Source organism: Roseovarius autotrophicus (assembly GCF_018069895.1).
GTDB lineage: Bacteria > Pseudomonadota > Alphaproteobacteria > Rhodobacterales > Rhodobacteraceae > Roseovarius > Roseovarius autotrophicus.
Genome location: NZ_JAGQDH010000004.1, coordinates 161,413 through 183,509 on the forward strand (window position 1 = coordinate 161,413; position 22,097 = coordinate 183,509).

Sequence of the window (22,097 nt, forward strand, 5' to 3'; positions counted from 1 at the left end):
CGTTTGACTGGAAGACCCGTTCCGGGCGGGGGCAACGAGGGCGGAGTTATCCCAGCCCGAGCAGCCCCGCGACCGCGTGTGACAGAAGCCCCCGCAGCGCATCGACCGTGGCGACATACTGACCAAGCGGCGCCTCGAGTCCGGGGGAAAGAGCGGCGATCTGCGGGGCCATCAGATAGACGATCAGCGCCAGAACGCAGGTGATCACCGCAAGGCGAAAACCCGTGCGAAAGCCGCTCTTGCGTGGCGGGGGCAGCGCCTCTTCCGGCAGGAGGGGTTGCGCGGCGTCGAAATCGTCGGTCGCACTGAGAGAGGAGTTGATTTCGTCGATGTCGGGAAAGAGGTTGCGCCGCGAGGGCGGGTCGATGTCCTCTGGCGTGGAGTCTCTGGCCGGGGCGGAGGGGGCTTTGGCATGAGCGGCCCCGCCGCGCAGCCGCTCCAGCCGGGTGCGCACCTGCTGTCTGCGCTCGTCGGGGTGGCTTGCGTCGAGGGGGCGTGGTGCGTCGAGCCCTAGATCGGGCTGGGTTTCGAGCCGCATCCCCGCCTCGACGGCGCGGGCGGCGCGCTCGCGCTTGGCCTCTTCACGCAGGATTTCGGCCACGTCGGGATCAAGACGACGTTGGGTTGCGGGGGCCGGATCGGGCCGGGCTTCGGGCTCTGGCTCTGGCTGATACGCGGCCTCGGGCGCGGCAAGATCGGCATCTGGCGGCGTGTTGTCAGGATAATGCTGAAACCAGGTGTTGCCGCAGTTGGAGCATTGCACATCCCGGCCCGAGGCCGGGATCACCGCGTCGGGCACCTCGTATTGCGCCCCGCAATTCGGACAAGTCAGCCTCATACCATCCCCTGCCGCAAGTCGTCTCGGTTCGAGCCGTCGCATCAGATGCGAGCATAAGCACTTATCCGCCCATCGAAAAGGCCAAAGCGAATCGCGCGCGCAGCGATTGCACATGTGTGGCCTCTGGGGCATGAAGGGGGCGTAAGCACAAGGGGCGGTGCGGTGATCGAGCTTGAGTCTGTGGCCTATTCCTATGGCGGAGGGGAGTTGCTGGGCGATGTATCGCTCTCGCTCAGCCCCGGTTCGTTCCATTTCCTCACCGGGCCGTCAGGTTCGGGCAAGACCACGCTTCTGAAGCTCTGCTATGGCGCGCTGGTGCCGAGCGCGGGCCTGGTGCGGCTGTTCGGGCAGGACCGGCGTGCGATGACGCGCGACGACGTGGCCATGGCACGGCGACGCATCGGGGTGGTGCATCAGGACTGTCAGTTTCTCGACCATCTGAGCGTGACGGAGAATATTGCCCTGCCGCTGTCGGTTTCGGGGCGTGACCTGCTGGAAGAAGAACCGAACCTGCGCGAATTGATGGGTTGGGTCGGCCTCAAGGAGCGTGCGCATGCCCTGCCGCCGGAACTGTCTGGCGGTGAACGACAGCGCGCGGCGCTGGCGCGGGCGGTGATCATGTCGCCCGATGTGGTGCTGGCGGACGAACCCACGGGCAACGTGGATTGGGAGATGTCGCAGCGATTGTTGCGGCTTCTGATCGAACTCAACCGCATGGGCAAGACCATCCTCATCGCCACGCACGATCTGGCGCTCATCCGCGCCGCCAAGGCACATGTGCAGACGCGGGTGCTGCGGATCGCGGCGCGGCGGCTGCAATTCGCGGGGGCGGATCTGTGAAGCTCGACCTGAACGCAACGCGGGCGATGCTTGCGGGGGACGCGCAGGCCGACCGAGTGGTGCCGCCCACCGGATTCACCGCGCGGCTGACGCTGTTCAGCGCAGGGGCGATGGCATTTCTGGCGGTGTTCGCGCTGGCGCTGTCGCTGGCGACGGGGCGGCTGGCGGATCGCTGGGGTAATGAGCTTGCGCGCACGGCAACGGTGCGCATCTCGGCCCCGATGGCGCAGATGGAGGCGCAGACCGCCGCGGCCCTGCGGGTGCTGGAGACGACGACCGGCGTGGCGCGCGCCCGCGCGCTCTCGGATGCCGAACAGGCAGCCCTGCTGGAGCCGTGGTTCGGCCCCGGCCTGCCGGTGGATCAATTGCCGATTCCACGCCTGATCGAGGTGATCGAGACCGAGGCCGGGTTCGACCCCGAGGGCCTGCGTCTGCGCCTGGCCGCCGAGGTGCCGGGGGCGGTGCTCGACGATCACACCCGCTGGCGGCAGCCGCTTGTGCGCGCGGCAGAGCGCTTGCGGCTTCTGGGGCTGGTGGCGCTTGGCCTTATCGCGGCGGCCACGGCGGCCATGATCACGCTGGCGGCGCAGGCGGCGCTGGCGGCCAATACGCAGGTGATCACCGTCTTGCGGCTGGTGGGGGCGCAGGATGGCTATATTGCGCGCGCCTTCGTGCGCCGGTTCGCATCGCGCGGTCTTGCGGGGGCGGCGGCGGGCACGGTTCTGGGCTGCCTTGCCATTCTTGGCCTGCCCTCTGCGCAGATCGAGGGCGGGTTTCTCACCGGCCTCGGATTTCAGGGCTGGCACTGGCTCTGGCCGCTGACCATTCCGCCGCTTGCCGGGCTGGTGGCCTTTGCCGCGACACTGGCCGCCGCGCGCCGCACATTGGAGGAGATGCCATGAGATATGCGGTGCAATGGCTGCGCTCGCTGATTTTCGTCGTGCAGATGTATGTGATGCTGGCGGTGATCGGCATCGGCTTTCTGCCCTGGGCGGTGCTGAGCGCGCGCGGCGCACGCGCCGCCTGCAAGAGCTATTGCCGCTGGGTGTGCTGGACCGCCGGCTGGATGGTGGGCCTCAAGACCGAGGTGCGCGGCACGCCGCCCACCGGCGAGGTGCTGATCGCAGCCAAGCACCAGAGTTTTCTCGACATCCTGATGATCTTTGGCAGCGTGCCTGCAGGCAAGTTCATCATGAAGCGCGAATTGATCTGGACGCCTGTGGTCGGGCAATACGGGCTGCGCATCGGTTGCGTGCCGGTGGATCGGGGCAAGCGCGGCGCGGCGATCAGGAAGATGGTGACCGATGTCGCGCGCGGACTTGCGCGGCCGGGCCAGCTCATCATCTTTGCCCAGGGCACGCGTGTCGCGCCGGGGGCGGTGCGGCCCTACAAGGTGGGCGCGGCGGTGCTCTATGAGGAATTGGGCCAGACCTGCGTGCCGGTGGCGACCAATGTGGGGGTGTTCTGGCCACGCCGGGGCATCTATCGCAAGCCAGGGGTGGCGGTGATCGAGTTCCTGCCCGAGATCGCGCCAGGCATGGACAAGGCAAGCTTTCTGGCGCGGCTGGAGGCGGAGGTGGAGACCGCCTCGAACCGGCTGATGCGCGAAGCGGGTTTCGCGGCCTGAGCCGGTCGATTGTGGCGAAAACAGGCCCTGCCCCGCCCGATATTTTCCCGGTTTCGTCAAAACTTGGCCGCAAACCAGGTGCATCGTTGCCCCAAGCGAAACAATGCCCACGGGGCAAACGATCAGAAGGATGAGGCGGATGAAACAAAGGTGGCTCAAGTCGGTGGTGAAGCACAGCACGGACGCCGCGCCCGCGCTGCCCTATCACCGCGACGCCCGGCAGACCCGGCGACAGTCGCAGCTTTTCGAGTTGCTGCGCAGCCTCAAGACTGCGTGACCCGAGGCGGCCCGTCCCCTTGCACCGTCTTCCCCGCGCAAGTGGGAATCCGACAATGACACGAGACCCTCGGGTCAAGCCCGAGGGTGACGGCGCGCAGCACGAGACCCTTGGGGCAAGCCAGAGGGTGACGACGCGCGACACAAGACCGCAGATCCCCATCCTCGGCCGTCATCCCCGCGCAGGCGGGGATCTCATGGCCGCATGGTGACAGTTTCGATCTTTCCTTGACCCGCGCCCGAGGCTAGATACGGGGACGGCCAAGGAGAGACCCGCCATGACCAAGATCACGCCGCAGCCGGGCATCATGGAAATCGCGCTCTACAAGAGTGGCGAGGCCGTGATCGCGGGCAAATCCGAGATCCTGAAGCTTTCGGCCAATGAGAGCCCTTATGGCCCGTCGGACGAGGCCAAGGCGGCCTTTGCGCGCACGGCGGCGACGCTGCACCGCTATCCCGGCACCGACCACGCCGAGTTGCGCAGCGCGATTGCCGAGGTGCATGGGCTGGACCCCGAGCGCGTGATCTGTGGCGTGGGCTCGGACGAGGTGTTGCAATTCGTGGCGCAGGCCTATGCCGGGGCGGGCGATGAGGTGATCCACACCGCGCATGGCTTTGCCATGTATCCCATTCTGGCGCATGCTGTGGGGGCGACGCCGGTCTGTGTGGCCGAGCGGGAGCGCGTGGTCGATGTGGACGCGATCCTGCGGGCCTGCACGGCGCGGACGCGGATCGTCTTTATCGCCAATCCCGGCAATCCGACCGGCACCCTCCTGCCCGAGGCGGAAGTGGCGCGGTTGGCGGAGGGCCTGCCCGACGGCGCTATTCTGGTGCTGGACGGGGCCTATACCGAATTTGCGGCGGGCTATGACGGCGGTGTGGCACTGGTCGAGGCGCGCGACAATGTCATCATGACGCGCACCTTTTCCAAGGCTTATGGTCTGGGCGGGCTGCGGATCGGCTGGGGCTATGCGCCGGGTGCGATGATCGAGGTGCTGAACCGTATTCGCCAGCCCTTCAACCTCTCGCCCACGCAACTGGCGACCGCCGAGGCGGCGGTGCGGGATCGGGAATGGCTGAGCCGGGTGGTGAGCGACACGCTGCGCAATCGCGCGTGGCTGACCGAGACGCTGCGCGAGACAGGCGTGGCGGTGGACGAGAGCCACGCCAATTTCGTGCTGGCGCGGTTTGCCTCGGGCGACGAGGCGGCGGCCTGTGACGCGGCGTTGCGCGCCGATGGGATCATCGTGCGCCGGGTGGGCGGCTATGGCTTTCCCCAAGGGTTGCGGATCACTGTGGGCGAGGAATCCGCCTGTCGCCGGGTGGCGCATGTGATCGGACAGTTCAAGGGGGTTCGGTGATGGCGCAGATCTATGACCGGGTGGCGCTGATCGGGCTGGGGCTGATTGCAAGTTCGATGTTCTGGGCGATGAAGCGCGCGGGCGTGGCCGGAGAGGTCACGGGCTATGCGCGCTCGTCCGAGACGCGGGATGTGGCGCGCGAGATCGGTCTCTGTGACCGGGTGTGCGACAGCGCGGCAGAGGCCTGCGCGGGCGCTGATCTGGTGGTGCTCTGCGTGCCGGTGGGCGCGATGGGGGCGGTTGCCGCCGAGATTGCGGGCGCGCTCAAGCCCGGTGCCACGGTCAGTGATGTCGGATCGGTCAAGAAGGCGGTGATCGAGGCGGTCGCACCGCATATCCCGGCGGGCGTGCATTTCGTGCCTGCGCATCCGCTGGCGGGGACCGAACATTCAGGGCCACGATCGGGCTTTGCGGAACTCTTTGACAACCGCTGGTGTCTGATCGTGCCGCAGGAGGGCAGCGACCGGGCGGCGGTGGAGCAGCTGGAGCGGTTCTGGCAGGCGCTTGGTTCGAACACCGATGAGATGGACGCCGAGCATCACGATCTGGTGCTGGCGGTCACCAGCCACGCGCCGCATCTGATTGCCTATACGATGGTGGGCGTGGCCGACGACCTGCGCCGCGTCACCGATACCGAGGTGATCAAGTATTCCGCTGCGGGTTTTCGGGATTTCACCCGGATTGCCGCCTCTGATCCGACCATGTGGCGCGATGTGTTTCTCAACAACCGGCAAGCGACACTGGAGATTCTGGGCCGCTTTACCGAGGAGCTTTTCGCGCTGCAACGCGCCATCCGCACCGGCGATGGCGATCACCTGCACGCCTATTTCACCCGCACCCGCGCCATTCGGCGGGGCATCATCGAGGCCGGTCAGGACACTGCCGCGCCGGATTTTGGCCGGGCCACAAAGGCATGAGGCGGGCGGTGCTCGCCCTTGCCCTCGGGGTTTTCGCCACTTCCTGCGGGCGCGGTGACACGGACGTGAGCCGAGCGGGCGCGCTTTGCGGCGTGCCGGGTCTCTCGGGCACTGTCTCGGGGCTTGTGCCCGGTGCGATCTCGGGTTGCGGGGTGGAGCGCGCGGTGCGGCTCGAGGCGGTGCATGGCGTGCGCCTCAGCCAGCCCGCCACGCTCGATTGCCCGACCGCGCGCAGCCTTGGCCGATGGGTGCGCAAGAGCGCGCAGCCAGAAGTGGGGCGCATGGGGGGAGGTCTTGCGGGCCTGCGCGTGCCCGCGCATTACGCCTGCCGCAGCCGCAACCATCAAAGCGGCGCGCGCATCTCCGAGCATGGCAAGGGCCGCGCCATCGACATTGCCGCACTGCAACTGCGCGATGGCTCGGAAATTTCGGTGCTCGACGACTGGGGCAAGGGGCAGAAAGGGCGCATCTTGCGGCGCGTGCATCGCGATGCCTGCGGGCCCTTCGGCACGGTGCTTGGCCCCGAATCGGACCGCTATCACCGCGATCACTTCCATTTCGACACCGCGCGCCATCGTGGCGGGCCCTATTGCCGTTGACCCGGCGCGGGCGTGATGTCGCAGGCCGGATCACTTCTCTGTTTCACCGGTTGTAATTCCGTCTTAACGGCTTAGGCTCGGAGTGGCAGAAACGGAGGTTCTTCATGCCCAGGTTCGCCATGCCCAAGCTCGTTCGCCTTTACATCACGCAGGTTGCCATCGGATTCGGCCTTGCGGGCGTGTTCGTGGCGATGCTCCTGTGGTTCAATATCGCGAATCTCTGGCATCTTGTCACTCATTCGGACAAGGGCGTTCTGGCCGTGCTGATCCTCTGGCTTGCCAATGGGATCGTATTTGCCGGCGTGCAATTCGCCATCGCCGTCATGAAGATGAAGGATGACGACGATGATGAACCGCGTGGCGGCCGTCGTCAGCGGGTGATGCGCCACGACTATGCCACCGTCCCCGTCCGCGCCAAGGCGGGGGGCCAGCCCCCCGCACCCCCCGGAGTATTTTCGGAACGATGAAGGGGGCGGTTTGCCCGGTGGGCTGCCACAGAGGCAGAGGCCCCCGATACGGGTCGGGTCAGGCCCCGATCATGGGTGCGCCGAAACAGTAGACCTGCGCCCCGGCCACCCAGGTGGCCACGACCGACAGCGCCCCGCTGTCGCACACCCGGATGAGATCGGCGCGCCTGCCGGGGGCAATCTCGCCCCGGTCGGTCAGCCCCGCGGCACGGGCGGGGTTTGCGCTCATCAGGGATGCAGCATCCGGCCAGGCCAGGCCCATCTCTCCCGTGAGCACGCCCAGCGCGGGCAGCATCGCCTGCGGCGCATAGTCCGAGCAGAGCGCGCCCGCCACCCCCGCCGCGATCGCCTCGCGTGCCGAGAGCGCGCCGGACTGGCTGCGCCCGCGCAGCACGTTGGGCGCGCCAAAGAGCGCCACCAGCCCGGCCTTGCGCGCGGCTTGCGCCGTCGGCAGATCAAGGGGAAACTCGCTGATCGTCGCGCCCACGCGGGCCATGAAGGCCACGCGGTCCGCCCCCTCGTCATCGTGACCGGCCAGCGCCACGCCATGCGGGCGGGCGTGATCGGCCAGCCGCTCGACACGCGCCACCAGATTGCCGGCCTCGGCCTGTTTGGCGGTGATCCGGTCGAGAATTTCGCCCTCGTCCTTGGCATAGACGCGGGACAGATAGGCGCCATAGGCGGCGGCATCCTTGAACTGTCCCTGCCCCGGCGTGTGGTCCATGAAGGACAGCAAGGACGCCACGCCCTCATCAATCAGCCGCGTCACCCGCGCCTCTGATCCGGCATCGGTCAGCTCATAGCGGATATGCACGCGGTGATCGACCGCGCCTGAAAACCCGTGCAACGCCCGCGCCAGCGTTTCCGCGAAGTCCACGTCGCGCACACCCAATTCGCCCTCGGCAAAGCTGATGCCGTGAAAGGCGGTGGTGACGCCCGCCGCCGCCATGCGCCGGTCGATGGCATCCAGCGCCACGGGCAGCGGGAAAAAGGCGTTGGGGCGGGGTTCCACCTCTTTTTCAATCGCATCGCCGTGCAGGTCGATCAGACCGGGCAAGAGCAGATCACCGTGCAGGTCGATCCGCGCGGCCCCTTTGGGCGCGTCCGCGCCAAGGGCCGCGATCTGGCCGTTTTCAATTGTCAGGCTGCCATGGTGCACCCCGTCAGCCGTGACAATGCGGGCGTTTTCCAGATGCTGTGTCATGCCACCGCCTCGAATGCGCGGCGTTCTACGGTGATCTTTACATCGGCCAGCCGGTCAACGATGGCCATATCGTGAAAGATACCGACCATGGCGGCACCCTCGGCCTTGGCGGCCTCGATCATCGCGCAGACGTTTTCGCGTGCCACCGGATCGAGGCTGGCGGTGGGTTCGTCCAGCAGCATCAGGCGCCCGCCTTGGGTAAAGCTCCGCGCGATGTTGACGCGCTGCCGCTCGCCCCCGGAAAAGGTCGCGGGGGTGGCATCCCAAAGCTGCTCCGGGATCGCCAGCGCGGCCAGCATTTTCGCCGCCTTGTCATGGGCGGCGTCACGCGCGACGCCTTGTTGCAGCAGGGGCCGGGCCACCACGTCCAGCGTCGAGAGGCGCGGCAGGCAATGCAGGAATTGCGTCACAAAGCCGATCTCGGACCGGCGCAGATCGGTTATCTGCGTCTCGGGCGCTGTGACAAGATCCACCAGATCACCGGCGGCGGTGCGATAGAGAACCTGCCCCGTTGAGGGCACATAGGTGCGGTAGATCGCCTTCAAGAGCGAGGATTTCCCCGCCCCCGACGGGCCGACAAGCGCCGCCAACTGCCCCGGTTTCAGATCGAAACTGATCCCCTCGGCGGCAGGCACATGTTTGGCGCGGTCGTGGATATAGAACCCCTTACCCAGATCGCGCACGGAAAGAATGGTGTCCATCAGGCCCTCACAATGCGCTGGAGACAAGTTGTTGCGTATAGGCCGCCTGCGGATCCTCAAGGATCTGGTCGGTCAGCCCGGATTCGATGATGCGGCCATATTTCATCACGATGGTGCGGGTGGTCAGGTGGCGCACCACGCCAAGGTCATGCGTGACCACCAGCATCGACACGCCCGTCACCTCCTGCAATTCCATGATCAGATCGAGGATGCGCGCCTGCACCGACAGATCAAGGCCGGTTGTCACCTCATCCAGCAGCAAAAGCGGTGCGCCGGTCGAGAGCGCCCGCGCGATCTGCACCCGTTGCTGCATCCCGCCGGAAAAATTGCGCGGCAGCTCGTCCATGCGCGCGGGCGGCACCTCGGTGCGCGCGAGCAGTGCGGTCGCCTTTTCGCGGATCACCCGGTAGCTGAGTTCATCCGACATCAACAGCCGCTCGGCGATGTTGCCGCCCGCTGATATATCGAAATTCAGCCCCAGCGACGGGTTCTGATAGACCATCCCCATGCGGGTATCACGCAGGCGCAATTGCTGCGCCTCGTTGAGCGAAAACAGGTCATGCGCCTGGCCCTCGTCGTGGAATGTCGCGCGGCCCGAGGTCGGCTTGTCATCGAAATAAAGCATCTTCACGAGGGATGACTTGCCCGAGCCGCTCTCGCCCATGATGCCCAGCACCTCGCCCTTGTGCAGGCGAAAGGACGCGCCCGCCACGGCCACGACAGACCCGCAATGGCGGCAGATGTTGGTGTCATGCACGGGGCCGGTCACGTCGAGGCACGCCGGGCAGCCGGGGCCGTGGATGCGGGTCAGGTTGTCAACGTCAAGGATCGGTTTCATTCTGCGGCCTCCAGCCGTTCGAGGCGCATGTCGCACCAGGCGGCATCCGAGCATTGGAAAACGCGCGCGCCATCATCGTCAAGGAATTCATCAAGGAAACTGTCATCAGCCCCGCAGCGGCGGCAGCAATGGCGCTTGCCGGTGGCCTTGTCGCGGAAGCTTTCCACCGCGAAGGCCACATCGTTGAAGGTGATCGGCACCGCATCGGTATGGGGCGGCACGGCATAGATACGCTTTTCGCGGCCCGCGCCGAACAGATAGAGGCAATCGGCCTGATGCAGTTTCGGCACGTCAAAACGCGGGATCGGCGAGGGGTCGATGATGTAATGCCCGTTGATCCGCGTGGGATAGCGATGCGAGATGGTGATCTCGTCAAAGGCGACCATATCCTCGTAAAGCTTGACCCAGAGCCGCGCGTAATCGGCGCGCCCGTGCATCCGGCGGCGGGTGGCGGCGTTGGGTTCCACCACCACCAGCGGATCGGGGTAAGGCACCTGAAACACCAATATCTGATCGGCGCGCAAGCGCAGTTCGGGAATGCGGTGGCGGGTCTGGATCACGCTTGCCGCCTCGGTGCGCAGCGTGCCGGTGACGCCCGGACAGGTCAGCGCGAAAAAGTTGCGGATATTGGCCGCGTTCACGCTGTCATCCGCCCCTTGGTCGATCACCTTGCAGGTATCATCGGGACCAAGCAGCGCCAGCGTCAACTGCATCCCCCCGGTGCCGAAACCGCGCGCAATGGGCATTTCGCGGCTGGCATAGGGCACCTGATTGCCGGGGATGCAGACCGCCTTGAAGATCGTGCGGCGCAATTCACGCTTGGCGTCCTCATCAAGGAAGGCAAAGCCGTATTCCGCGCCTTCGCGGGTCTGGCCCATGGTGTCAACGGGGTGCATCTGTGGCCTCCTCGGCTTTGCCCTGTGCTGCGCGCAGGCGGTCCATGTCGGACTGGAACGTGACGTAATGGGGCATCTTGTAATGGGTGCAGAACCCCATGCTCTCGATCCCGTCCACATGCAGCAGCACGAATTCGGGGTCTTCCGAGGGGTTGTTGATACGGCCCTTGTCCTTGGCGACGCTGATCGCGCGGTCCAGCACCGACATGGCAATCGCCTTGACCTCGTTATGGCCAAAGCACGCGCCATAGCCGAGCGTGAACACGGGCGCACCATCATCGGATTTCTCGAACATGGCGACGATCTCGCATTCCGTTACCAGAACCTCGCCCGCCTCCATCGGCTTGCCGGTGACCGGATGCGGCACCATCACCGGCACATAGCCCACGCGCAACTCGCCCACCGTGGGATGCACATCGCCGTAGCCGCGCATGTTGGAATAAGCGAGCGCCAGCAGACCGCCGGTTTCCCCGCGTGCCATGGTCGCCAGTTGCGCCGAACGCGGCACGGGGAAGATCAGCGGTTCGCGGGTGATGTCAAAAGGCGTCTCGTCGCTGTTTTCCAGCGGGGCGAGCAGGCCCTCGTCGCGCAAGCTGTCCAGCACCTTGGGAAAGGTCAGCGGCGTGTCGCTTGCGGCGCGGTTGCCCAGCCAGTCGCGGGTGATCTCGTCGAACCGCTCTGCGCCCTCGTCCATCAACTCGAACCGGAACAGCCGGTGCAGGTAATCGGGCGTCGCCCCCAGCATCTGACCGCCGGGAATATCCTTGAACGCGGCAGAGACACGGCGCACCACGCGCATATGTCGTGTGTCATGGGGTGCTGTTTCGCCAAGGCGCGGCTTGGTCGAGCGATAGGCGCGCAGAAAAAACGCCGCCTCCAGACTGTCGCCCAACGCCTGTTTCAACGCCAGCGAGGCAAGGCGCGGGTGATAGAGGCTGCCTTCGGACAGCACCTTGGAATGCAACAGCGGCATCTGGCGTTCGATCTGGTCCAATTCCAGCGGGGCGCTCTCGCCCATGGCGCGCATTGCGTCCATCAGGCGGGACGACCCCTTGATCGCGTCAGCGCCGCCGCGAATGGCTACATAGGCCATGGTTCAGGCTCCTGTGATCTGGGTTGTGCGGGGCAGGATCATCAGGCTCTGGCCATCGGCCAGAACGAAATCCACCCCCATCGGGAAATCGGCGCACCAGCGCGCACGCGCCGCCAGCCAGCCGGGCGCAAGACCCCTGGGCGCGATGCTGCGGCTGTCCTTGATACCCGGCCCTTGCAGGACAAGCGTCGCGCCGCCGTCCAGCGCCGCAACGGTCACGATCACCGTGGCCCCGCCATCGGGCAGATCAAGCGTGCCGAGGCGCGGGGTGAAACCGGGCGCGGTGGCACCATCGGCAAGGATGAAATCCGCCGCCTCGGGCGCGGCGCGGGCAACGTCCAGAAAGGCCCAGTCGGTCGCGCCAAGGCTGCCGGTCAGGTCTGCCAGCGTCTGCGTATTGTCGCAGAAAGTGGCCAGCGCCGCCAGCGCGGCAGGGGCACCTTCGGTCAGATCGGCGGTATCGGCCAGCGTGCCGGGGCGCGCGGTGGCGTCCAGAATCCGGCGGAAAAGGGCCTGATGCGTCTCGGGCCGCCAGAGGCGGGGCAGGTCAAGCACGCTCATTCGCCGTCCTCCGACAGAAGCTGGAAATCGACGCGGGTGCGGTCCAGCGCCAGCGCGCGGCGGGCCTGCACCTCGGCGCGCGCCGCCATGCCCATCGCCAGCAGCGCTTCGATCTCGGGCGCCTCGGGCAGATCAGCCATCAAGGCCGCGTCCAGAATGGCCAGCCGGGTGACAAGGGCCAGATCGTCGGTCATCAACGCCGCACCGCCTTCGGCCATCCCTTCAGGCGTGGTCAGGCGCAGATGCACGCGGGCCATGGGGATCTCGCCCAGATGAAACGCAGCGCCCGCGACCGAGTCACGCAACTGCATCAGCATCAGCCCTTCACGGGGCGGGGCCAGCGGTTCCACCGTGGCGCGGTCGCGGATGCGGTCGGCCAATGCCGCCACCCGCCCCGCATCGGCGGCGGCCAGTGCTGCGGCCCAGTCTTCTCTTTCCGGTCTCATCATCAATTCCTTATCCAATCAGGCGGGAACGCACCCGCGCCGAAACCTGATCCAGCACGAAAACGGTGAGAAAGATCACCAAAAGGATCGTGCCGACATGGCCATAGTCAAACGTGTCATAACGGCCCTTCAGCTCTTGCCCGATACCACCCGCACCGACCAGGCCGATGACGGCGGCCATGCGCACGTTGCGATCCAGAACATAGAGCGTGTAGGCCACATAGGACGGCGCCACCTGCGGCAGCACGGCGGCGCGCAGCACCCGCAGCTTGCCCGCGCCAAGCGCGGTCAGCGCCTCTTGCGGCTTGCGGTCGGCGGCCTCGATATCCTCGGCATAGAACTTGCCCAGAAAGCCCGCGCCGTGCAGGCCAAGCGCCAGATAGCCCGCAATCGCCCCGAACCCGAAGCCCAGCACCAGAAACATCGCGATGATAAGTTCCGGCATCGAGCGCAGAAAACTGACCACGCCCCGACTGGCGGAATAGGCAAAACGGTTGGGCGTGTAGTTGCGCGCGCCAAAGAACGCCAGCGGGATCGACAGCAGGACCGAGATGATCGTGGCCCAGACGGCGATCTCGAAGGTCTCGACCATCTTGCTCAGCACCTTGGTCAGATAACCGAAGGGATGGACCAGATATTCCTTCACCTCGACCTGTTGCTCAACCTGAAGCGTGTCGGCGTTGAGGTGATAGGTCGTGACCTCGACCGCCTCGATCCGGGTGAAAATCGGCAGGGCGTCACGGTCCAAATCGGTGATCCGCGCCAGTTCGCGGCGGTCCTCGATCACAAAGGGGAAAAGCGCGCCGATCATCCGGCCCAGCCCCTTGCCGACCTGGCTTTCTTCCTTCAGGCCCACGCCCGCAACCACCGCCTCGCCGCTCAGGCTGAGCATCTTGCCCACTTCCATGCGCTGCCCCGACCACAGAAGCGCGGTGGCGATCAGCAGCACGGCCAGCGCCGCGCGCCAGTCATAGGGCGCGCGCAGGTGCCATTCAGAGGCGGGGCGCGGATGCCCGCCGGTTTCCAGAATTGCCTCACGCATAGGCCTTCTCCTTCGGCTCATGGCCCGGCACGGCCAGACCTTCGTAAAGTTCGGCCTCGGCGCGGGCGTCAAAGAGGGCAGGCTTGCCGTCAAACACCACGCGCCCCTTGCGCATCCCGATGATGCGGTCGGCGAATTCGCGCGCGAGGTCCGTCTGGTGCAGGCTGCACAGCACGGTCGCGCCCTGTTCGCGGGCGGCCTCACGCAGAAGGCCCAGCACCTCGCGGCTGATCGCCGGATCAAGGCTCGCCACCGGTTCGTCGGCAAGGATCACCTCGGGGCGCAGCAGCAGCGCGCGGGCGATGCCCACCCGTTGCTGTTGCCCGCCCGACAGGGCTGCGGCGCGGCGCGGCAGGTGGATCTCGTCCAGTCCCACGCGCGCCACAACCTCGCAGACGCGCGCGCGCAACTCGGGCGGATACCAGCCCAGCATCGCGCGCCAGCCCGCCACCTCGGCCACAGCGCCCGACAGCACATTGGACGAAACAGTCGCCCGTTCCACCAGATTGAATTGCTGATGCACCATCGCCACCCGGCGACGGATGCCGCGCAGGGTTTTCGGCGACAGCGCCGTATCGCCCAGCAGCATTTCACCCGAAGAAAGATCGGTCAGCCCGTTCACCACCCGCAAAAGGGTGGATTTGCCAGAGCCGGAAGGGCCAAGCACGACGCAGAACTCGCCGCGCGCAACATGGGCCGACACGCCGTCAAGCGCGGCAACCCCGTCGGCATAGACCTTGCGCAGGTTCCGAAAGGAGAGGTGCGCCTGCCCCTCCCCTCCGGTGCCCAGCGCGGCGGAAAGGATCGCCGCCGCCGACATCAGTTCGACGCCTTCTCGATGATCGCCGCGCGCAGATCGCCCGAGACGCCCGAGAGCGTGACCAGCGCCGGGGCCATCATCTCTTCCGAGATGCTGGCATCATAGCGGTCAACCTGCTTGCCGCCATAGCCGCGGATCATCTCGGGCGTGACACCGGGGGCCTCGTGCACGGTGTTGAGCGCGGCGCGCAGCTTGTCCTTCACATCGGCAGGCAGCTTGATGGACATGGCCAGCGGCGGGTTGGGGATCGGGTCGGATTTGCCCACGACCACGAAATCCGCAGCGCTGATCGTGCCGCCGTTGATCGCCTTTTCGAAACTGTCGAAAGAGGCGGCGGCGGCCTCGACCTGGCCCTCGGCCAGCGCCTTGAGGCTGTTGGCATGGCTGCCGGTGATGCGGATGGTGCCCAGATCGTTCACCGGATCAAGCCCCGCCTCCACGATCATCGCCACCGGATAGACAAAGGACGAGGTGGAATTGGCATCGCCAAAGGCCATTTCGCGGCCCTTGAGATCGGCCACGGTGGCAATGCCGCTGTTCTTGTGGGCATAGATGCCGGAGTAATAGACCGACGCGCCCTTGTTCACATCGACGGCGAGCAATTCGGCGCAGCCGCGTTCCTTGGCGGGCAGATAGGAGGCGGGGCCGAACCACGCGATTTCGATGACATCCGAACAGATCGCCTCGATCACCGTGGCATAGGTCTGGCCCACCTTGATGTCGAAATGCACGCCGGTCGCCTGCGTCACGGCATCGAACACCGGCTTGAAATCGGCGCGGGTGCCGTCCTCGGTGCCGCCATCCGCGGGCACCAGCATGACCCGGTAGGGGCTGGACGCAGAGCCGTCGGCTTGCTGCGCCATGACGGCAGTGATAGACATGGCAGTCGCGGTCGCAGCCGCGGCAAAAGTCCTGAGCAGAGACATCTGTCTTCCTCTTGATGATTGTTGATTGACTGGGGAGTCAGGGTTGCGGCCGCACCTATCCGTCCGGCAGCGGGTTTTTGGCGGCCTGCACTGGCTCGGCCACCGAAAGCTGGATGCGATCGCCGCGAAACTGGCTGATCGCGTATTCCTGCACCAAACCGCATTCGCGGCAGGCATTCACGCCCTTGACGCGCAGCACCGGCTGGGTGCGCGGCATCCGCAGGGCAAGCGCGTCCTCGGGCAGAGGCAGGCGCGTGGTGATGAGGCTCTCGATGCGGTCAAGCGTGATGCCCGCAACCGCGCGCAGATGGCGGGTGAGCGAACCGCCCGTGTAATCCCGCGCGGCCTGCGCCGCGTCGCCGGTCAGAAAATGCAGGGTCAGGGCATAGGGCACATCGCCATCGCCGCGCAGCGTGCGCAGACGTAGCAGCGGCGCGCCTTCGGCCACCCGCAACCGGCGCGCGACACCGCCGTCGGCGACCACCTCCTGCTTGTCCAAGAGCGTCACCTCGGCGCGCCGCCCGCTGGCCGCCAGCCGCTCGGTAAACTTCGTGTCGCGCCCGATGCCATAGATCAGCCCGCGCGCCAGAACCCGCGTGCCGCGCCCGTGCACCCGCTCGACCAGCCCTTCGGCAATCAGATCATCCACCGCACGGCGCAGGGTATGGCGGTTCACGCCAAAGCGCGCGGCCAGTTCCGGCTCGGAGGCGAGCCAGTCGCCCTCGTCAAAGCCGCGCTCGATCTCGCTGCGCAATGCTGCGGCGATCTGCGCCCAGACGGCAAGGCCAGACTGTCTGACAAGCTGAGGCATTGGGCGTCTCCCGAATCTTTTCGTGGGGACATCTAGATGTGTAGCATGACAGAGGTATGACAGCAGGGCCGCTGTGCCGTTGAAAGACGCCAAACGTGAAGAGCGCGCGACCGCGCGCGTCATTGGCGTGATCCCCTCGTCCGACACATGGCCTCACGTTTCGCCAAAATTGAGCGAAAGACGCGGGTTGCAACGCTTGCAGGGCGCAAACCCCCCGCCTATATACGCCGGGACACGCGGGGGCGACAGCTTGTCGCCTCCGTTCCAAAACCGGGGACCGGATGCCGAAACGGGTCAGGTCTCTGCCACATCGCCTGAATAAGAAGGGATCGAAAACATGGCCAAAGTCATTGGTATTGACCTCGGAACCACCAACAGTTGCGTCGCGATCATGGACGGCAGTCAGGCGCGCGTAATCGAGAATTCCGAGGGCGCGCGCACCACCCCCTCCATCGTCGCCTTCACCGAGAACGAGCGGCTGGTTGGCCAGCCCGCCAAGCGGCAGGCCGTGACCAACCCGGAAAATACGGTCTTCGGCGTCAAGCGCCTGATCGGGCGGCGTGCCAACGACGCCGATCTGGCCAAGGACAAGAAGAACATGCCGTTCAATGTCATCGACGGCGGCAATGGCGATGCCTGGGTAGAGGCGCGGGGCGAGAAATATTCACCGTCTCAGATTTCCGCCTTCATCCTCGGCAAGATGAAGGAAACCGCCGAAAGCTATCTTGGCGAAGAGGTGACGCAGGCCGTCATCACAGTGCCCGCCTATTTCAACGACGCCCAGCGTCAGGCCACCAAGGATGCCGGCAAGATCGCCGGGCTTGAGGTGCTGCGCATCATCAACGAGCCGACAGCGGCGGCGCTCGCCTATGGTCTCGACAAGGAAAACACCCACACCATCGCGGTCTACGACCTTGGCGGCGGCACCTTCGACGTGACCATTCTTGAAATCGACGACGGCCTCTTCGAGGTGAAATCCACCAACGGGGATACGTTCCTCGGGGGTGAGGATTTCGACATGCGGATCGTCAATTACCTCGCCGAGGAGTTCAAGAAAGAGCATGGCGTTGACCTGACGCAGGACAAGATGGCGCTCCAGCGTCTCAAGGAGGCCGCCGAGAAGGCCAAGATCGAACTGTCGAGCGCCAGCCAGACCGAGATCAACCAGCCCTTCATCTCGATGGGCGCGAACGGCCAGCCGCTGCACATGGTGGTCAAGCTTACCCGTGCCAAGCTCGAAAGCCTGGTGAGCGATCTCATCGCCGCCTCGCTCAAGCCGTGCAAGGCCGCGCTCAAGGATGCCGGGCTCTCGGCCTCTGACGTGGATGAGGTGGTGCTTGTCGGTGGCATGACGCGGATGCCACGCGTGATCGAGGAAGTGACCAAATTCTTCGGACGCGAGCCGCACAAGGGCGTCAACCCCGACGAGGTGGTGGCCATGGGGGCCGCCATCCAGGCCGGCGTGCTTCAGGGTGACGTCAAGGATGTGGTTCTGCTCGACGTGACGCCGCTCAGCCTCGGGATCGAGACGCTTGGCGGCGTTTTCACCCGCCTCATCGACCGCAACACCACGATCCCCACCAACAAGTCGCAGATTTTCTCGACCGCCGAGGACAACCAGAGCGCCGTGACCATCCGCGTCTTCCAGGGCGAGCGTGAAATGGCCGCCGACAACAAGATGCTCGGTCAGTTCAACCTTGAGAACATCCCGCCCGCGCCGCGCGGCATGCCGCAGATCGAGGTCAGTTTCGACATCGACGCCAACGGCATTGTCTCGGTTTCCGCCAAGGACAAGGGCACGAACAAGGAACAGAAGATCACCATCCAGGCCTCGGGCGGCCTTTCGGATGAGGATATCGAGCGCATGGTGCGCGAGGCCGAGGAAAACGCCGAGTCCGACAAGGCCCGGCGCGAGCTTGTCGAGGCCCGCAACCAGGCCGAGAGCCTTATCAACTCGACCGAGAAATCCATCGAGGAACATGGCAACAAGGTCGATCCGACCACGATCGAGGCGATCGAACTGGCCATTGCCGCACTGAAGGATGACCTTGAGAAAGAGGATGCCAGCGCCGACAAGATCAAGTCCGGCATCCAGAACGTCGCCGAGGTGTCGATGCGCCTGGGCGAAGCGATCTACAAGGCCAGCCAGCAGGCGGACGAGGACGAGATCAAGGCCGCCGATGCGGGCCCCGGCGAGGACGACATCGTCGATGCCGATTTCGAGGATCTCGACAACGACAAGCGCCGCTGAGGCCACAGCCTGCGAGCCGGGGCCCAAGCGGCCCCGGCCTTCGTTTGAAGGAGTTCCCCGATGGCCAAACGCGATTATTACGAGGTGCTCGGGCTCAAGCGGGGCGCCTCCGCGGACGAGATCAAGAAGGCCTACCGCCAGAAGGCCAAGGACCTGCACCCCGACCGCAACAAGGACAACCCCGAGGCCGAACGTCTCTTCAAGGAGGCGGGCGAAGCCTATGACGTGCTCAAGGATCCCGACAAGAAGGCCGCTTATGACCGCTTCGGCCATGCCGCCTTCGAGGGGGGCATGGGCAATGGCGGACCGCGCCCCGGTGCGGGCGGCTTTGGCGGGCAAGGCGATTTCGCCTCGGCATTTTCCGATGTGTTCGACGATCTTTTCGGCGATTTCATGGGCGGCGGGCGCGGCGGCGGGCGGCCGCGCGCGGCGCGCGGCGCGGACCTGCGCTACAACCTGCGCGTGACGCTGGAAGAGGCGTTCTCTGGCCTGCAAAAGACCATCAAGGTCACCAGCGCCACGACCTGCGACGCCTGCGACGGCTCGGGCGCCGAGGGCGGCGCACAGCCGGTCACCTGCCCGACCTGTTCGGGCATGGGCAAGGTGCGCGCGCAACAGGGCTTTTTCACCGTCGAGCGCACCTGTCCGACCTGCTCTGGCATAGGCCAGATCGTCAAGAACCCGTGCAAGACCTGCCAGGGCCAGGGCCGGGTGCAGAAGGAACGCGCGCTCAGCGTCAACATCCCCGCGGGCGTCGAGACCGGCACCCGCATCCGCCTCTCGGGCGAGGGCGAGGCCGGGATGCGCGGCGGTCCGGCGGGTGATCTCTACATCTTCATCGAAGTGGCCCCGCACGAGATTTTCGAGCGCGAGGAAACGAGCCTCTATTGCCGCGTGCCGGTCTCGGTGATCAAGGCCGCCCTGGGCGGTGACATCGAGGTGCCGACGATCGACGGCGGGCGCTCGCGCGTGACGATCCCGGCGGGCTCGCAATCGGGCCGTCAGATGCGCCTGCGCGGCAAGGGGATGCCCGCGCTGCGCGGTGGCCCACAAGGCGACATGATGATCGAGCTTGCGGTGGAGACCCCGGTGAACCTCACCGCGCGGCAAAAGGATCTGCTGCGCGAATTCGAAGCGTTGAGCGAGGATAACAACCCGAAAAGCAACAGCTTTTTCTCCTCGGTGCGCAGCTTCTGGGATTCGATGAAGAGCTGACGGGCGCGCGTTAACGCTTTGCTAAGGCCCCGGTGCGATAAGGGGGCATGAGCACGGAACGCGCCTTTCACGATCTTGCCCTGCCGCTGTTTGCGGGTTCGCCCCCGTTGGCGGGTCCGGCGCGCCTGCCCTCCTATATCCGCGACCATCGCAGCCGGTTGCGGGAACGATTTCTCGGCGGCGGCGCGGCGGCAATGCCGGATTACGAGCTGTTGGAGCTTGTGCTCTTTCGCGCCATTCCACGACGTGACGTGAAACCGCTGGCGCGCGCCCTGATTGACCGGTTCGGCGATTTCAGCGGCGTGATTTCCGCCCCGCCAGAACGCCTGTCGGAAGTGGCCGGGATCGGACCCGCCGTCGTGACCGAGTTGAAGGTTGTCGAGGCCGCGGCGCACCGTCTGGCGCAGGCGCGGGTGATCGGGCGGCCGGTGATTTCCTCCTGGCACGCGCTCATCGCCTATTGCCGCGCCAGCATGGCACATCGCGGCACCGAACAGTTCCGCGTGTTCTACCTCGACCGCAAGAACGTGCTCATCGCCGATGAGGAACAGGGGCGCGGCACGGTCGATCACGTCCCGGTCTATCCGCGCGAGGTGGTCAAACGCGCGCTGCTGCTGGATGCCAGTGCCCTTATCCTTGTGCACAACCATCCCTCGGGCGACCCCACGCCGTCGCAGGCTGATATTGCCATGACCGCCGAGGTGCAGCGCGCGGCGGTGGCGCTCGGGATCATGCTGCATGATCATGTGGTGATCGGCAAATCGTCCGAGGTCAGCTTTCGCAGCGAGGGCTACCTGTGATCTCAGCGCACCCAGACCTCGACGCGGCGATTCACCTGTCGACCCCAGGCGGTATCATCGCAGGCCATCGGCATCGCCTCGCCAAAGGCATCGACCGACAGGTCGATCCGGTCGAACCGTGCCGTCTCGGCGGCGCGGGTGACGGCCTCGCGCACCGCTTCGGCCCGGCGCAGCGCGATTTTGCGGTTGGTCTCTGCCGGGCCTTGCCCGTCGGAAAACCCGACAAGGACAAGCCGCCGATTGTCGTAAAGCCCCAGTTCAAGCGCGGCCGCCAGTTGTTCGACATTCGAGCGCGACTGCGCGTCAAGGCGCGCGGACCCGGCCTCGAAACGGAATGTCGTGGTCAGCCGCTTGAGCGGGGCCAGCAGTGCCACCATGCGCTGCAATTCGTCCAGCCCGACCTCCTCGCCCGCCTGCGCGATGGCATTGGCAAAGCGGTCGCCCTGCGCATTGATCTCGATTTCCTCGGGGGACTGATCGACAAAGCCCGCGCGCCGGATCACCAGTTGCGCGGACGGGTCGCGCAGATAGGCCAGGAAATCGCGCGCAAGTTTCGGCATCCGCCGCGCGGGCAGATAAAGGAAAAGCGGCGCGGTCAGCGGGTAATCCTCGGTCTTGACCGTGCGCCGATGCGCGCGCAGGGCGAATCCGCACGCCCCGACCAGCGGCACCTCCCATGTTGCGCCCTGCTCGGAGCGGGTAGTAAGGCCCAGGGCGAAGGGGTTGCGCGCCACGGCCTCGGACAAGGCGGCCCCGTCGCTGTGCCGCGTGATCCGACTGGTAAAGGTCTGCGCCGTGGGCGCGAGGATCATATCCTTGCTGGCCTGACCAATCCCGGTATCGGCGGCCCAGAGATGCAGATCGATGGGCGCGTCCAGGCCGCTCAGGCCGGACCAGTTGTCGATCTCGCCGGTCAGAATAGCCGCAAGCTGTTGCAGGCTGATGCCTTGCACCGGATTGGCAGGCGCGACCACCGGAATAAGCGCGTCAAGCGCGAGCACGCGCATCCGTCCCGGCTTGCCCAGATCACCCAGGCCCGCATCGCGCGCCCGCGCGCGCTCATCCGGGCGTGCCTCGCGCAATGTCATCGCGATATCGGCCTCATTGGCCAGAAGGTCGGCAAAGCCCTCTTCGGAATTGGTCAAAAGGAACCGGAAATCACCAAGCACGATTTCCGGGGTCCGGGGCGCATGCAATGTGAAATGCAGCACATCCGGCCCGCTGTCGTGGCGATGCAGGATATAGTCGTCGCGAACGGCAAAGGCCTCGAGCAGGGCGGGCATCAGCACACGGCCGATCGCGGGCGCGCCCGACGCCACCAGCCGCGCAATGAAGGCTTCGAGATCCGGGCAGCCCGGACCCTCGCAGGTGACGCCGGAGCCATCGACGGTCAGTTCACCATAGGCGGTCTCGACACGGTAGAACTCTCCGTCGTAGCCCAGAAGATCGCCTTCGATCTCGACCTTGCGGTCATGAGACAGCAAGGTGACATCCTGCGCCGCAAGCGGCGCTGCCATCAAGACAAGGATGAACCCCGCAGCGAGGCTGGCCGCCCGCAGTCCCGCCAT

At 65.9% G+C, this 22,097-nt stretch carries 25 protein-coding genes; 12 read left to right on the plus strand and 13 right to left on the minus strand.

Annotated elements, in window-relative coordinates; genetic code table 11:
• Positions 1-46: 46 nt before the first annotated feature.
• Positions 47-838 (minus strand): zinc-ribbon domain-containing protein, encoded by a 792-nt coding sequence (locus KAK09_RS06890; protein ID WP_210878186.1) that lies wholly within the window; start codon positions 836-838, stop codon positions 47-49.
• A gap of 162 nt (positions 839-1,000) precedes the next feature.
• On the opposite strand from KAK09_RS06890, the gene KAK09_RS06895 reads away from it, so the two are divergent.
• The 9 genes from KAK09_RS06895 to KAK09_RS06935 all read left to right on the plus strand — a co-directional run bounded on the left by KAK09_RS06895 (position 1,001) and on the right by KAK09_RS06935 (position 6,925).
• Positions 1,001-1,678, plus strand: coding sequence for an ATP-binding cassette domain-containing protein (locus KAK09_RS06895; protein ID WP_210878187.1), 678 nt, complete (start codon positions 1,001-1,003; stop codon positions 1,676-1,678).
• A gap of 26 nt (positions 1,679-1,704) precedes the next feature.
• Positions 1,705-2,580, plus strand: a complete 876-nt coding sequence (locus tag KAK09_RS06900; protein WP_210878296.1) for a cell division protein FtsX — start codon at positions 1,705-1,707, stop codon at positions 2,578-2,580.
• On the plus strand, positions 2,577-3,305 hold the full coding sequence (locus KAK09_RS06905; protein ID WP_210878188.1) for a lysophospholipid acyltransferase family protein: 729 nt from the start codon (positions 2,577-2,579) through the stop codon (positions 3,303-3,305). The genes KAK09_RS06900 and KAK09_RS06905 overlap by 4 nt, the downstream gene beginning before the upstream one ends.
• A gap of 139 nt (positions 3,306-3,444) precedes the next feature.
• Positions 3,445-3,582, plus strand: a complete 138-nt coding sequence (locus KAK09_RS06910; RefSeq protein WP_210878189.1) for a hypothetical protein — start codon at positions 3,445-3,447, stop codon at positions 3,580-3,582.
• Positions 3,583-3,637: 55 nt separating this feature from the next.
• Positions 3,638-3,793, plus strand: coding sequence for a hypothetical protein (locus tag KAK09_RS06915; protein WP_210878190.1), 156 nt, complete (start codon positions 3,638-3,640; stop codon positions 3,791-3,793).
• 66 nt (positions 3,794-3,859) lie between these two features.
• Positions 3,860-4,942: a histidinol-phosphate transaminase gene (gene hisC / locus KAK09_RS06920; RefSeq protein ID WP_210878191.1), complete on the plus strand. Its 1,083-nt coding sequence runs from the start codon at positions 3,860-3,862 to the stop codon at positions 4,940-4,942.
• The gene (locus KAK09_RS06925; protein WP_210878192.1) at positions 4,942-5,859 is read left to right on the plus strand and encodes a prephenate/arogenate dehydrogenase family protein; all 918 of its coding nucleotides are present in this window, start codon (positions 4,942-4,944) and stop codon (positions 5,857-5,859) included. The genes hisC and KAK09_RS06925 overlap by 1 nt, the downstream gene beginning before the upstream one ends.
• Before the next feature lie 8 nt (positions 5,860-5,867).
• The gene (locus KAK09_RS06930) at positions 5,868-6,458 is read left to right on the plus strand and encodes an extensin-like domain-containing protein (protein ID WP_336244433.1); all 591 of its coding nucleotides are present in this window, start codon (positions 5,868-5,870) and stop codon (positions 6,456-6,458) included.
• A gap of 119 nt (positions 6,459-6,577) precedes the next feature.
• Positions 6,578-6,925 (plus strand): hypothetical protein, encoded by a 348-nt coding sequence (locus KAK09_RS06935; protein ID WP_210878297.1) that lies wholly within the window; start codon positions 6,578-6,580, stop codon positions 6,923-6,925.
• Between the two features lie 58 nt (positions 6,926-6,983).
• On the opposite strand, the gene KAK09_RS06940 is transcribed toward KAK09_RS06935, so the two are convergent.
• From KAK09_RS06940 to phnF, 11 genes are read right to left on the minus strand one after another with little or no spacing between them, the layout of a single operon-like run.
• Positions 6,984-8,129, minus strand: a complete 1,146-nt coding sequence (locus KAK09_RS06940) for an alpha-D-ribose 1-methylphosphonate 5-triphosphate diphosphatase (protein ID WP_210878194.1) — start codon at positions 8,127-8,129, stop codon at positions 6,984-6,986.
• Positions 8,126-8,830, minus strand: coding sequence for a phosphonate C-P lyase system protein PhnL (phnL, locus tag KAK09_RS06945; protein WP_210878195.1), 705 nt, complete (start codon positions 8,828-8,830; stop codon positions 8,126-8,128). Before phnL ends, KAK09_RS06940 begins: the two co-directional genes overlap by 4 nt.
• 7 nt (positions 8,831-8,837) lie before the next feature.
• Positions 8,838-9,668, minus strand: coding sequence for an ATP-binding cassette domain-containing protein (locus KAK09_RS06950; RefSeq protein WP_210878196.1), 831 nt, complete (start codon positions 9,666-9,668; stop codon positions 8,838-8,840).
• Entirely contained in the window at positions 9,665-10,564 is a 900-nt protein-coding gene (locus tag KAK09_RS06955) for an alpha-D-ribose 1-methylphosphonate 5-phosphate C-P-lyase PhnJ (protein WP_247651103.1), read from the minus strand. The genes KAK09_RS06950 and KAK09_RS06955 overlap by 4 nt, the downstream gene beginning before the upstream one ends.
• On the minus strand, positions 10,551-11,657 hold the full coding sequence (locus KAK09_RS06960; protein WP_210878197.1) for a carbon-phosphorus lyase complex subunit PhnI: 1,107 nt from the start codon (positions 11,655-11,657) through the stop codon (positions 10,551-10,553). The genes KAK09_RS06955 and KAK09_RS06960 overlap by 14 nt, the downstream gene beginning before the upstream one ends.
• A gap of 3 nt (positions 11,658-11,660) precedes the next feature.
• Positions 11,661-12,218, minus strand: a complete 558-nt coding sequence (gene phnH / locus KAK09_RS06965; protein ID WP_210878198.1) for a phosphonate C-P lyase system protein PhnH — start codon at positions 12,216-12,218, stop codon at positions 11,661-11,663.
• A complete protein-coding gene (phnG, locus tag KAK09_RS06970) occupies positions 12,215-12,664 on the minus strand; it encodes a phosphonate C-P lyase system protein PhnG (protein ID WP_210878199.1) in 450 nt (149 codons plus the stop codon). The genes phnH and phnG overlap by 4 nt, the downstream gene beginning before the upstream one ends.
• A 10-nt stretch (positions 12,665-12,674) precedes the next feature.
• On the minus strand, positions 12,675-13,706 hold the full coding sequence (phnE, locus tag KAK09_RS06975) for a phosphonate ABC transporter, permease protein PhnE (RefSeq protein ID WP_210878200.1): 1,032 nt from the start codon (positions 13,704-13,706) through the stop codon (positions 12,675-12,677).
• On the minus strand, positions 13,699-14,526 hold the full coding sequence (locus KAK09_RS06980; RefSeq protein ID WP_210878201.1) for a phosphonate ABC transporter ATP-binding protein: 828 nt from the start codon (positions 14,524-14,526) through the stop codon (positions 13,699-13,701). Before KAK09_RS06980 ends, phnE begins: the two co-directional genes overlap by 8 nt.
• Positions 14,526-15,452, minus strand: a complete 927-nt coding sequence (locus KAK09_RS06985; protein WP_272491249.1) for a phosphate/phosphite/phosphonate ABC transporter substrate-binding protein — start codon at positions 15,450-15,452, stop codon at positions 14,526-14,528. Before KAK09_RS06985 ends, KAK09_RS06980 begins: the two co-directional genes overlap by 1 nt.
• A 55-nt stretch (positions 15,453-15,507) precedes the next feature.
• Positions 15,508-16,263, minus strand: a complete 756-nt coding sequence (gene phnF, locus KAK09_RS06990) for a phosphonate metabolism transcriptional regulator PhnF (RefSeq protein WP_210878203.1) — start codon at positions 16,261-16,263, stop codon at positions 15,508-15,510.
• A gap of 337 nt (positions 16,264-16,600) precedes the next feature.
• Here phnF and dnaK point away from each other — a divergent pair, with 337 nt between their 5' ends.
• From dnaK to radC, 3 genes are read left to right on the plus strand one after another with little or no spacing between them, the layout of a single operon-like run.
• On the plus strand, positions 16,601-18,514 hold the full coding sequence (gene dnaK, locus KAK09_RS06995) for a molecular chaperone DnaK (protein WP_210878204.1): 1,914 nt from the start codon (positions 16,601-16,603) through the stop codon (positions 18,512-18,514).
• Between the two features lie 60 nt (positions 18,515-18,574).
• On the plus strand, positions 18,575-19,729 hold the full coding sequence (dnaJ, locus tag KAK09_RS07000) for a molecular chaperone DnaJ (RefSeq protein ID WP_210878205.1): 1,155 nt from the start codon (positions 18,575-18,577) through the stop codon (positions 19,727-19,729).
• Between the two features lie 47 nt (positions 19,730-19,776).
• Positions 19,777-20,529, plus strand: a complete 753-nt coding sequence (gene radC, locus KAK09_RS07005; RefSeq protein WP_210878206.1) for a RadC family protein — start codon at positions 19,777-19,779, stop codon at positions 20,527-20,529.
• A 2-nt stretch (positions 20,530-20,531) separates the two neighbouring features.
• Here radC and KAK09_RS07010 read toward each other — a convergent pair whose 3' ends face one another.
• Positions 20,532-22,097, minus strand: coding sequence for a substrate-binding domain-containing protein (locus KAK09_RS07010; RefSeq protein ID WP_210878207.1), 1,566 nt, complete (start codon positions 22,095-22,097; stop codon positions 20,532-20,534).

Coding starts and splice junctions, on each gene's coding strand:
- KAK09_RS06890 (WP_210878186.1), bottom strand. CDS start 838: ATGAGGCTGACTTGTCCGAATTGCGGGGCGCAATACGAGGTGCCCGAC.
- KAK09_RS06900 (WP_210878296.1), top strand. CDS start 1,705: ATGCTTGCGGGGGACGCGCAGGCCGACCGAGTGGTGCCGCCCACCGGA.
- KAK09_RS06905 (WP_210878188.1), top strand. CDS start 2,577: ATGAGATATGCGGTGCAATGGCTGCGCTCGCTGATTTTCGTCGTGCAG.
- KAK09_RS06910 (WP_210878189.1), top strand. CDS start 3,445: ATGAAACAAAGGTGGCTCAAGTCGGTGGTGAAGCACAGCACGGACGCC.
- KAK09_RS06915 (WP_210878190.1), top strand. CDS start 3,638: ATGACACGAGACCCTCGGGTCAAGCCCGAGGGTGACGGCGCGCAGCAC.
- hisC (WP_210878191.1), top strand. CDS start 3,860: ATGACCAAGATCACGCCGCAGCCGGGCATCATGGAAATCGCGCTCTAC.
- KAK09_RS06925 (WP_210878192.1), top strand. CDS start 4,942: ATGGCGCAGATCTATGACCGGGTGGCGCTGATCGGGCTGGGGCTGATT.
- KAK09_RS06935 (WP_210878297.1), top strand. CDS start 6,578: ATGCCCAAGCTCGTTCGCCTTTACATCACGCAGGTTGCCATCGGATTC.
- KAK09_RS06940 (WP_210878194.1), bottom strand. CDS start 8,129: ATGACACAGCATCTGGAAAACGCCCGCATTGTCACGGCTGACGGGGTG.
- phnL (WP_210878195.1), bottom strand. CDS start 8,830: ATGGACACCATTCTTTCCGTGCGCGATCTGGGTAAGGGGTTCTATATC.
- KAK09_RS06950 (WP_210878196.1), bottom strand. CDS start 9,668: ATGAAACCGATCCTTGACGTTGACAACCTGACCCGCATCCACGGCCCC.
- KAK09_RS06955 (WP_247651103.1), bottom strand. CDS start 10,564: ATGCACCCCGTTGACACCATGGGCCAGACCCGCGAAGGCGCGGAATAC.
- KAK09_RS06960 (WP_210878197.1), bottom strand. CDS start 11,657: ATGGCCTATGTAGCCATTCGCGGCGGCGCTGACGCGATCAAGGGGTCG.
- phnH (WP_210878198.1), bottom strand. CDS start 12,218: ATGAGCGTGCTTGACCTGCCCCGCCTCTGGCGGCCCGAGACGCATCAG.
- phnG (WP_210878199.1), bottom strand. CDS start 12,664: ATGAGACCGGAAAGAGAAGACTGGGCCGCAGCACTGGCCGCCGCCGAT.
- phnE (WP_210878200.1), bottom strand. CDS start 13,706: ATGCGTGAGGCAATTCTGGAAACCGGCGGGCATCCGCGCCCCGCCTCT.
- KAK09_RS06980 (WP_210878201.1), bottom strand. CDS start 14,526: ATGTCGGCGGCGGCGATCCTTTCCGCCGCGCTGGGCACCGGAGGGGAG.
- KAK09_RS06985 (WP_272491249.1), bottom strand. CDS start 15,452: ATGTCTCTGCTCAGGACTTTTGCCGCGGCTGCGACCGCGACTGCCATG.
- phnF (WP_210878203.1), bottom strand. CDS start 16,263: ATGCCTCAGCTTGTCAGACAGTCTGGCCTTGCCGTCTGGGCGCAGATC.
- dnaK (WP_210878204.1), top strand. CDS start 16,601: ATGGCCAAAGTCATTGGTATTGACCTCGGAACCACCAACAGTTGCGTC.
- dnaJ (WP_210878205.1), top strand. CDS start 18,575: ATGGCCAAACGCGATTATTACGAGGTGCTCGGGCTCAAGCGGGGCGCC.
- radC (WP_210878206.1), top strand. CDS start 19,777: ATGAGCACGGAACGCGCCTTTCACGATCTTGCCCTGCCGCTGTTTGCG.
- KAK09_RS07010 (WP_210878207.1), bottom strand. CDS start 22,097: ATGGCGGGACTGCGGGCGGCCAGCCTCGCTGCGGGGTTCATCCTTGTC.